This is a genomic window from Streptomyces chilikensis, assembly GCF_001642695.1.
In the GTDB taxonomy this organism is placed as follows: Bacteria; Actinomycetota; Actinomycetes; order Streptomycetales; family Streptomycetaceae; genus Streptomyces; species Streptomyces chilikensis.
On the sequence record NZ_LWCC02000005.1, the window covers coordinates 912,035 to 922,311 of the forward strand.

At 72.4% G+C, this 10,277-nt stretch carries 6 protein-coding genes; 3 read left to right on the top strand and 3 right to left on the bottom strand.

Annotation, left to right across the window (positions count from 1 at the left end):
• Nucleotides 1-607, bottom strand: a 607-nt coding sequence (locus tag A2U95_RS04165) for a hemerythrin domain-containing protein (RefSeq protein WP_166020873.1), incomplete at its 3' end; no start/stop codon positions are given.
• Nucleotides 608-788: 181 nt separating this feature from the next.
• Here A2U95_RS04165 and A2U95_RS04170 point away from each other — a divergent pair.
• The 3 genes from A2U95_RS04170 to A2U95_RS04180 all read left to right on the top strand — a co-directional run bounded on the left by A2U95_RS04170 (nucleotide 789) and on the right by A2U95_RS04180 (nucleotide 3,794).
• Nucleotides 789-1,445 carry a pentapeptide repeat-containing protein gene (locus A2U95_RS04170; RefSeq protein ID WP_240957194.1) on the top strand — a complete coding sequence of 219 codons (657 nt, stop codon included), beginning with the start codon at nucleotides 789-791 and terminating at the stop codon, nucleotides 1,443-1,445.
• 277 nt (nucleotides 1,446-1,722) lie between these two features.
• Nucleotides 1,723-3,435, top strand: a complete 1,713-nt coding sequence (gene ctaD / locus A2U95_RS04175) for an aa3-type cytochrome oxidase subunit I (protein WP_166020875.1) — start codon at nucleotides 1,723-1,725, stop codon at nucleotides 3,433-3,435.
• The gene (locus tag A2U95_RS04180; RefSeq protein ID WP_338104421.1) at nucleotides 3,432-3,794 is read left to right on the top strand and encodes a hypothetical protein; all 363 of its coding nucleotides are present in this window, start codon (nucleotides 3,432-3,434) and stop codon (nucleotides 3,792-3,794) included. The genes ctaD and A2U95_RS04180 overlap by 4 nt, the downstream gene beginning before the upstream one ends.
• Before the next feature lie 100 nt (nucleotides 3,795-3,894).
• On the opposite strand, the gene A2U95_RS04185 is transcribed toward A2U95_RS04180, so the two are convergent.
• Nucleotides 3,895-6,381 (bottom strand): SpoIIE family protein phosphatase, encoded by a 2,487-nt coding sequence (locus A2U95_RS04185; RefSeq protein WP_420856956.1) that lies wholly within the window; start codon nucleotides 6,379-6,381, stop codon nucleotides 3,895-3,897.
• Between the two features lie 100 nt (nucleotides 6,382-6,481).
• The coding region (locus A2U95_RS04190; protein WP_206282817.1) for a HAMP domain-containing protein at nucleotides 6,482-10,277 on the bottom strand (3,796 nt) is incomplete at its 5' end.

Here is a 10,277-nt window from a genome sequence, read left to right on the forward strand (position 1 = left end):
GGCGGGCGCCGAGGTCGCGCAGCCGGTCGTACCCGCTCAGCGGGACGCCGAGCACGGCGTTGCCGGGCGGACGGCGGGGGACCGCCGGATGCGGGTGGGTCGGCGCGGTGAGCCGGACCGCCTCCCAGGCCGCGCCGGCCCGGCGCAGCCGCCGGTCGTCGAGGCCGGCCCGCAGGAGGGGCAGGAGTTCGTCCTCCTCGTCGCGGATGTCCTGGCGGATCAGGGCGAAGGCCTCGGTGATCCACTGCTCGCGCCGGGGGTCGTCGGGGCCGGCCTCCTCGACGCGGGCGACCAGTTCGTTGATCGCCTGGTGCTCCTCCTCGACGATCGCGGTGAGCTCCTCGCCGTCCCCGGCCAGCCGCCGCAGCAGCGGCCACAGCACGGTCTCCTCGGCGAAGGCGTGGCTGAACGTCAGCTGCACGACGTCCTTCCAGAGCCGCTCGCGCTCCGGGCCCCCCGGCGGGGCCTGCTCGTAGGCGTTCATCATCCGGTCGAGTTCGTCGTGGTCACGACGTTGCCGCACCAGGATGCTGCCGTCGCCGCCCAGTTCGCGGGGGTCGAGGTCCGCGATGGAGGGGAGAGCGGTGGGGGCGGACGGGTCTGTCATGGGGGCGCCTCGCGGGAAGGTCGTGGCCGGACGGTGTCGCCCTGCGAGTCACCCGGAACTCCCGCGTCAATCCCGGCGGCCGCCTTCGACGGCGGCCTCCTTCCGCGGCGGTCGCCCGCCCCGGCCGCCGCCCCGCGCCGGTAGAGTCACCCCCCTCCCCCGAACCCCTGCGAGGTGCCCCGTGACGGCCGTCCCCCGTGAGCTCGCCGACCTGCCGTACGCGAGGCACCTGGAGCCGCTGCGCGGCGAGCTGGAGACGGAGGGCGTCTACGACACCGTCCACGCCGACGAGCGGGAGTTCCAGGAGCCCCGGGCGGGCGGCGCGCGGTTCGTGGAGTGCGCCTTCACCTCGGTGGCGTTCGAGGGCGGGCGGATGCGGCGGGCGCGGTTCACCGACGTGTGGTGCCACACCGTGCGCTGGGTCGGCACCGACCTGGCCGAGTCGGGGTGGATGGACGCCACGGTGGTCTCCGGGATGCTGGCCGGGGTCCAGGCGTTCGGCGCCACCCTGCGCCGGGTGACGTTCTCGCACTGCAAGCTGGACTCGGTCAACTGGCGCTCGGCGGCGCTGCGGGAGGTCCGCTTCGTGGACTGCCTGCTGCGCGACGTGGACTTCGGCGAGGCCACGCTCACCGACGTGTCCTTCCCCGGTTCCGCGCTCGACGGCGTCCACCTGCGCGGCGCCCGGCTGGGCAAGGTCGACCTGCGGGGCGCGGCGTCCCTGGAGATCGCCGACGGCGTCGAGGCGCTCCGCGGCGCCACCATCGACCACGGGCAGCTCCTGGACCTGGCACCGGACTTCGCCCGGGCGCTGGGCGTCACGGTCGCCCCGCGCTGACCCGGCCGTCCGGCCGCCGACGCGGGCCGGACCCGGCCCGTCTCCTCCCGGCGCCCGACGTCATCCCAACGGGTGGAACAACACCCCGTTCGGCTCCGGCGCACGGCTCCGGCGCGCGGTGGCGGCGGGATCGCGCGGCTACCCTCCGCTGGACCGGCGACCCGCGGCCGCCCGCGCGCTCCGCCGCGCCGGGGGCGCGGGAACCCTCGGGCTCGCCGGTCCCACCGCACCCGTGCCAGGCGTCGAAGACATCGATCGCCCCCGAACGAGGAGACCGATGGCGTCCCATACCGAACCAGTTGCCCCGGTGCCCGTGGCCGGCCGCCGCGGCCCCGGACGAGTGATCGTCTCCTGGCTGACAACGACCGACCACAAGAAGATCGGCAACCTCTACCTGATCAGCTCGTTCCTCTTCTTCATGCTCGCCGGCCTGCTGGCGCTGGCGATCCGGGCCGAACTGGCGCGTCCCGGCCTGCAGTTCCTCACCAACGAGCAGTACAACCAGGCGTTCACCATGCACGGCACCATGATGCTGCTGCTGTTCGCCACACCGACCTTCGCCGGGTTCGCCAACGCGATCATGCCGCTGCAGATCGGTTCCCCCGACGTCGCCTTCCCGCGGCTGAACGCGTTCTCGTTCTGGCTGTTCCTCTTCGGCAGCCTGATCGTGCTCAGCAGCTTCCTCACGCCGAACGGCGCGGCCGACTTCGGCTGGACGGCCTACACCCCGCTCAGCAGCGGGGCACGCACCGCCTACCTCGGCGGTGACCTGTGGATCATGGGCCTGGCGCTCTCCGGCTTCGGCACCATCCTCGGCGCGGTCAACTTCATCACCACGATCCTGTGCATGCGCGCGCCCGGCATGACCATGTTCCGGATGCCGATCTTCACCTGGAACGTGCTGCTCACCTCGGTCCTGGTGCTGCTGGCCTTCCCCGTCCTCGCCGCCGCCCTGTTCGTGCTGCAGGCGGACCGCACGTTCGGGGCGCAGGTGTTCAACCCCCAGAACGGCGGGGCGCTGCTGTGGCAGCACCTGTTCTGGTTCTTCGGCCACCCCGAGGTGTACATCATCGCGCTGCCGTTCTTCGGCATCGTCTCCGAGGTCATCCCGGTGTTCAGCCGCAAGCCGATCTTCGGCTACATGGGCCTGGTGGGCGCCACCATCGCCATCACCGGTCTCTCGGTCTCGGTGTGGGCGCACCACATGTTCGCCACGGGCGGTGTGCTGCTGCCGTTCTTCTCCTTCATGACCTTCCTGATCGCGGTCCCGACCGGGGTGAAGTTCTTCAACTGGATCGGCACCATGTGGAAGGGCTCGCTCTCCTTCGAGCCGCCGATGCTCTGGTCGGTGGGCTTCCTGGTCACCTTCCTCTTCGGCGGACTGACCGGCGTGGTCCTCGGTTCGCCGCCGCTGGACTGGCACGTCACCGACAGCTACTTCGTGATCGCCCACTTCCACTACGTGGTGTTCGGCACCGTGGTGTTCGCGATGTTCGCCGGATTCAGCTTCTGGTGGCCCAAGTTCACCGGCACCATGCTGGACCAGCGGCTGGAGAAGGTGCACTTCTGGAGCCTGTTCGTCGGCTTCCACGGCACCTTCCTGGTCCAGCACTGGCTGGGCGCCGAGGGCATGCCGCGCCGTTACGCCGACTACCTGGCCGCCGACGGCTTCACCGCCCTCAACACGGTCTCCTCGATCGCGGCGTTCCTGCTGGGGCTGTCGACCCTGCCGTTCCTCTACAACGTCTGGAAGACCGCCAAGTACGGCCGCCGGGTCGAGGTCGACGACCCGTGGGGCTACGGCCGCTCGCTGGAGTGGGCCACCTCCTGCCCGCCGCCGCGCCACAACTTCCTCACCCTGCCGCGGATCCGCAGCGAATCCCCCGCGTTCGACCTGCACCACCCGGACCTGGCCGCGTTCGACGAGGAGGAGAACGACGGGAAGCGGGACGTCCTGGAGGCGGAGAGCCACCGGGGGTCGAGGACGTGAGCCCGGGAGCCCGCGGCGACCGGGAGTTCTCCCCGGCCGTCGAGATGGAGGGCTACCTCATCGCCCACAACCACCGCGAGCACGCGCGCCGGGAGGCCGAGGGGCTCTGCGCCCGGATGCCGTGGCTGACCACGGCGCAGGCGGAGGACCTGACCCGGCAGTACGTCCTGCTGCGCATCGGCCTCAGCCGCCGGATGCTCCTGGACGTCACCGAGCGCACCGCGCAGCTCCGCGAGGAGTACGAGGCCCGCTACCAGGCGCTGCGCCGCGCCCTGCTGCGCCGCCACGCCGGGGCGGCCTGCGCCACCCTGGTCTGCGCGGCGGGCATGTCGACCCTGGTGTCCATGGCCTCCAGGTGACCGCGTCCACGGCCGCCCGGTGCGCCGGCCCCGTGAGGGGCCGCGCCCGGCGGTCCGTCCGGACGGCGGACCGGGCGGACGCCGGCCGGCGTCCGGGTGGTCAGACCACCCGGATGCCGATCAGGCAGGTGTCGTCGTCGGTGTCGGACTTGCTGTGCGTGAGCAGCCCGTCGAGCCGCTGCTCCAGGCTGGCCCCGGGGACGCGGGCGGTGGACAGCAGCCGGGTCAGGGACTCCTGGACCGACTCGTCGCGGCGCTCGACCAGACCGTCGGTGTACATCAGGAGCGTGTCGCCGACGTCCAGCTGCAGCTCGGCCTCCTCGTAGGTCGCCTCGGAGAGGGCGCCCAGGAGGATGCCGCCGGCCGGCTGGAGCGGGGAGGCCTTGTCGCCGCGGACCAGGACCGGCGGGAGGTGCCCGGCGCGGGCCCAGCGCAGCGTGCGGGTCTGCGGGTCGTAGAGGCCGCAGACGGCGGTGGCGGTGACGTGCTCGGTCAGGTAGTGGGCCACGATGTTCAGCCAGGCCAGCAGCTGTCCGGGGCCGGCGCCGGTCACCGCGAGGCCGCGCATGGCGTTGCGGAGCACGACCATGCTGGTGGCGGCCTCTATGCCGTGGCCGGCCACGTCGCCGACGCAGAGCATGACCTGCTTGGACGGCAGGACCACCACGTCGTACCAGTCGCCGCCGACCATCGACTCGGACTCGGCGGGCCGGTACCGCACCGCGACCTGGAGGCCGGGGCTGTCCATGCCGGAGTGGCTGGGCGGCATGATGGCGTGCTGGAGCTGCAGGGTGAGCCGGTTGCGTTCGGCGGCCTGCTGCTCGGTGTGGGCGAGCTGGTCGCGTGTGGCGGCCAGCGCCACCTCGGTCCAGTGCTGCGCGGAGATGTCCTGGTAGGCGCCGCGCACCGAGCGCAGCCGGTTGTCGTCGTCGAGGACGGGTTCGGCGACCACCCGGATGTGCCGGGTGATGCCGTCCGGCCGCTGGAGGCGGAAGGCGGCCGAGGCGGGCCTGCGGTGGTGCAGGACGGCGCGGACGAACCGCCCGATGGAGACGGCGTCGTCGGGGTGGGCGTGCGCCGCCATCTCCTCCAGGGAGACCGGGCGGGTGTGGTGCGGCAGGCCGTACAGGTCGAAGAGCTGGTCGTTCCAGACGATCTCGCCGTTGAGGACGTTCTCCTCGAAGCCGCCGATCCGGCCGAGCCGCTGCGCGTGCTGGAGCAGGTTGGCCAGCCGCGCGGTGTCGTCCTCGACCCGCCAGATCAGCAGCACGCTGCTGCCGTGGCGGCTGACGCTGACGTCGACGGTGGTGTCCAGCGGGACCTGGTCGACCAGGGTGGTCAGCGTCATCCGGCGGGCGCGGAACGCCTCGCCGGTCGCGTAGACCCGCTCGATCTTGTCGAAGAGGCCGCTGTCCCCCATGGCCAGCGGGTACGACTCGAGGAGCAGGGTGCCGCCGACCGCGTTGCGGGGGCGCCCCGCGGGGTCGGTGAAGTGGCTGTTGACGTGGTGGATCCGGAAGTCGGCGAGCCGGCCGTCGGGCCACAGGTGGGGGGTGAGGACGAGCGCCGGGTCGTACAGGCCCTCGGCGAGGTCCACCAGCTCGGACAGGTCCGGCGGCACGCTCCAGGTGTCCGCCGCCGGCGGGGCCGCGGTGCCGGGGCCGCCCTCCAGGGTGTGCGCGCACAGCTCGGCCAGTGCCTCCACCTGGCGCAGGATCTGCGGGGGCTGCTGCTCCAGGGGCTCCGGCCAGCAGATCTCCAGGATGCCGTGGACCCGGCCGCCGGTTCCGGCCGGGACGGCGATCCGCCCGCCGCGCGGGTTGTGGGTCCAGCCGATGGAGGGCATGGCGGAGGAGGGCTGGGACTCGCACAGGACCGTGCTGCGTTCGGTGAGCGCCTGCCGGGCCAGCGTGCACACGCCGGGCGGCACGTACCGCCACCGGCCCGCCTCGTCGGCGGGGAAGCCGGCGTGCCCGGCGAGGGAGAGCGAGGCGTCGGCGCCCGCCGCCCAGACGGCGACCGCGGTGGCGCCCAGCGGGGTCAGCGCGTGCTCCAGCAGGGACTCGGCGACCGCCTGGGTGTCCCCGGCGGCGGCCGCGCCGCTCTCCGCGGTGCGCAGGCGGACGGCGACCGTCGCGGCGTCCTCCGCCTCGACCGCGTCCTGGTCCTCGTGGCTCTCCTGGCCGGTGGCGCGGCGCACGAAGTCGGCGGCCACCTCGGTGACGTGGTCGCGGGCCGCCTGGTTGACGATGTCCGCCGCGAGCTCCAGCTGCGACAGGCCCGACTCCTCGGCGAGCGCGGCCAGCTGGCGGCCCGCGGCGGTCGGCCCGCAGCCGAGCCGCTCGATCAGCACGCCCTTGGCCAGCTCGATCAGCGCCCGGCCGTCCGCGGCGGCCTGCGCCGCGCGGATCTCGTCCCGCAGCCGGGCCACCGTGGCGGCCAGCCGGCCCATGCCGGCGGTGCCCTCGGTCTCCTCGGCCGCACGGTCCACGCCCGCCTCCGCCCGGACCGCGGGCACGGGCGGCACCTGACCGGCGGCGGTCTCGTCCACCCGCACGGGGTGCGCGGGGTTCTCGGGAGTGCTCACGGTGCTGCTGACTCCTCGGTCGGCGGTGGACGGCTGGCGGGTGGGTGGCGCGGGGTCGTGGGCGGAGGGCACGGGGCGCCGGAGCGCCCCGTGCCACCGGTCAGTCGGACAGCCAGCGCTCGATGCAGGCGATCAGGTCGTTGGCGTCCACGGGCTTGGTGACGTAGTCGCTGGCGCCCGAGGCCAGGCTCTTCTCCCGGTCGCCAGGCATGGCCTTGGCGGTGACCGCGATGATCGGCAGGTCCGTGTAGCGCGGGTCCTGCCGGATCGCCGAGGTGGCCGTGTACCCGTCCATCTCCGGCATCATCACATCCATCAGGATCAGGTCGATCTCCGGGTGGGCGTGCAGCGACTCGATGCCCTTGCGGCCGTTCTCCGCGTGCAGCACCTCGATGCCCTGGAGCTCGAGGATGCCGCTGAGCGCGTACAGGTTGCGGGCGTCGTCGTCCACCACCAGCACGGTCCGGCCGGCCAGGCCGCCGACGACGGTCCGCTCGGGCTGCCGCCGGCTCTCCTCCTGGCGCACCAGGGGAAGCACGTCGCCGGGCTCCTCGGCGGACAGGTGCAGGGTGATCCGCTCGCGCAGCTCGTCCAGGCTGGAGATCAGCTCCAGCGGCCGCGTCCGGGCCAGGAACTGCAGCTGCTGCTCCTGGGTGACGTCCATGCGGCGGCTGTTGTGGGCCAGCACCGGGACGCTGGTGAGCGCGGTGTCGCCGTCCATCGCCTGGAGGAAGCTGATCGCCTCCCCGTCCGGCATGTCGATCTCGAGGACGACGCAGTGGAACGGGCCGGCCGCCAGGCTCTCGGCGGCCTCCTGGGCGCCCACCGCGGTGATCACCTCCGTGTCGCCGGCCGGCTTGCCGAGGCCCGCGCCGGCCATGAGGTCTCCCACGGCGCTCTCGGCGACCAGGGAGAGCAGCCCGCGGCTGCGCTCCTCGACCACCAGCAGCCGGCGCCTGGGCCGCTGTTCCGGCGCCGGGCGGTCCTGGGCGGGCGGTGCCACGGCCGGACCGGCGGCGTTCAGCGCGGCCGGGGCGGCGGCGCCCGAGCCGAGGGCGTTCTCCCAGTCCCCGCGGGCGACGGGAAGGTACAGCGTGAAGGTGCTGCCCTCGCCGACGGTGGAGCGGGCGGTGACGGCGCCGCCGAGCAGGTGGGCGATCTCGCGGCTGATGGACAGGCCGAGACCGGTGCCGCCGTACTTGCGGCTGGTGGTGCCGTCGGCCTGCTGGAACGCCCCGAAGATCGCCTCCAGGTGCTGTTCGGCGATGCCGATGCCGGTGTCCTTGACCTGGAACGCTATGACCGGGCCGCCGCGGTGCACGAAGGGCGGCACCTCGTCGGCCTCGGCCGTCTCGATGCGCAGTTCGACGCTGCCGTGCTCGGTGAACTTGACCGCGTTGGAGAGCAGGTTGCGCAGCACCTGGCGCAGCCGCGCGTCGTCGGTGAGCAGCTCGCCCGGGACGCCGGGCGCCGTGCTCACCGTGAAGTCGAGGTTCTTCTGGGTGGTCATCGGCCGGAAGGTGACCTCGACGTACTCGACCAGCTGGCGCAGCGGCACCTGCTCGGGGTTGATGTCCATCTTGCCCGCCTCGACCTTGGACAGGTCGAGGATGTCGTTGATCAGCTGCAGCAGGTCCGAGCCGGCCGAGTGGATGATGCCGGCGTACTCGACCTGCTTGGGCGTCAGGTTGCGCGTCGGGTTCTGCGCGAGCAGCTGCGCGAGGATCAGCAGGCTGTTGAGCGGGGTGCGCAGCTCGTGGCTCATGTTGGCCAGGAACTCCGACTTGTACTTCGACGCCAGCGCCAGCTGCTGGGCGCGGGCCTCGAGTTCCTGGCGGGCCTGCTCGATCTCCAGGTTCTTGGTCTCGATGTCCCGGTTCTGCGCGGCCAGCAGCGCGGCCTTCTCCTCCAGCTCGGCGTTGGACCGCTGGAGTTCGTCCTGCTGGACCTGGAGTTCGGCGGACCGGGCCTGGAGTTCGGCGGTGAGCCGCTGGGACTCGTCGAGCAGTTCGTCGGTGCGCGCGTTGGCGACGATGGTGTTGACGTTGACGCCGAGCGTCTCCATCAGCTGTTCCAGGAAGTTCTGGTGCACCAGCGTGAACGGCGTGAAGGAGGCCAGCTCTATGACGCCGAGCACCTGCTCCTCGACGACGATGGGCAGCACCACCAGGCTGCCCGGGGCGGCCTCGCCGAGCCCGGAGGAGATGGTCACGTAGTCGCCGGGCACCTGCTCGACGACGATGGTGCGGCGGCTGCGCGCGGCCTGGCCGACCAGGGACTCGCCCAGCCGGTAGCGGGCGTGGCCCTCGAACCGGGCGGGCCGGCCGTAGGAGCCGACCAGGCGCAGCTCGAGCTCGCCGGCGCCCTCCTCCGCGAGGTAGAAGGCGCCGTACTGGGCGGCGACCAGCGGGGTGAGCTCGTCCATGACCAGTTCGGCGACGACGGCCAGGTCGCGGTGGCCCTGCATGAGGGAGGAGAACTTCGCCAGGTTGGACTTGAGCCAGTCCTGTTCCTGGTTGGCCCGGGTGGTCTCGCGCAGGGACTCCACCATGGAGTTGATGTTGTCCTTGAGCTCGGCGACCTCGCCGGAGGCGTCGACGGTGATGGAGCGGGTCAGGTCGCCCTCGGCGACGGCGCTGGCGACCTCGGCGATCGCGCGGACCTGGCGGGTGAGGTTTCCGGCCAGCTCGTTGACGTTCTCGGTGAGCCGCTTCCAGGTGCCGGAGACGCCCTCGACCTCGGCCTGGCCGCCGAGCCGGCCCTCGCTGCCGACCTCCCGGGCGACGCGGGTGACCTCGGCGGCGAACGAGGAGAGCTGGTCGACCATCGTGTTGATGGTCGTCTTCAGTTCGAGGATCTCGCCGCGGGCGTCGACGTCGATCTTCTTGGACAGGTCGCCCCTGGCCACGGCGGTGGTCACCAGGGCGATGTTGCGCACCTGGTTGGTCAGGTTGTTCGCCATGGAGTTGACGTTGTCGGTGAGGTCCTTCCAGGTGCCCGCCACGTTGGGGACCCTGGCCTGGCCGCCGAGCTGGCCCTCGGTGCCCACCTCGCGGGCCACGCGGGTGACCTCGTCGGCGAAGGCGGAGAGGGTGTCGACCATGGTGTTGATCACACCGGCCAGCGCGGCGACCTCGCCCTTGGCCTCGACGGTGATCTTCTGCGACAGGTCGCCCTTGGCGACCGCGGTCGCGACCTGCGCGATGGAACGCACCTGACCGGTCAGGTTGGAGGCCATCACGTTGACGTTGTCGGTGAGGTCCTTCCAGGTGCCGGAGACGCCGCGCACGGTCGCCTGGCCGCCCAGGTTGCCCTCGGTGCCCACCTCGCGGGCGACGCGGGTGACCTCGTCGGCGAAGGCGGAGAGCTGGTCGACCATCGTGTTGATGGTCTCCTTCAGCTCCAGGATCTCGCCGCGCGCGTCGACCCGGATCTTCTGCGAGAGGTCGCCCTGGGCCACCGCCGTGGTGACCTCGGCGATGGACCGCACCTGGGCGGTGAGGTTGTCGGCCATGACGTTGACCGACTCGGTGAGGTCCTTCCAGGTGCCGGAGACGCCCTTGACGTCGGCCTGGCCGCCCAGGCGGCCCTCGGTGCCCACCTCGCGGGCGACGCGGGTGACCTCGTAGGAGAACGCGGAGAGCTGGTCGACCATCGTGTTGATGGTGTTCTTCAGCTCGAGGATCTCGCCGCGCGCGGTGACGTTGATCTTCTGCGACAGGTCGCCCTTGGCGACCGCGGTCGCGACCTGGGCGATGGAGCGCACCTGGGCCGTCAGGTTGCCGGCCATGGAGTTCACGGAGTCGGTGAGGTCGCGCCAGGTGCCGGAGACGCCCTTGACGTCGGCCTGGCCGCCGAGGATGCCCTCGGTGCCGACCTCCCGGGCCATGCGGGTG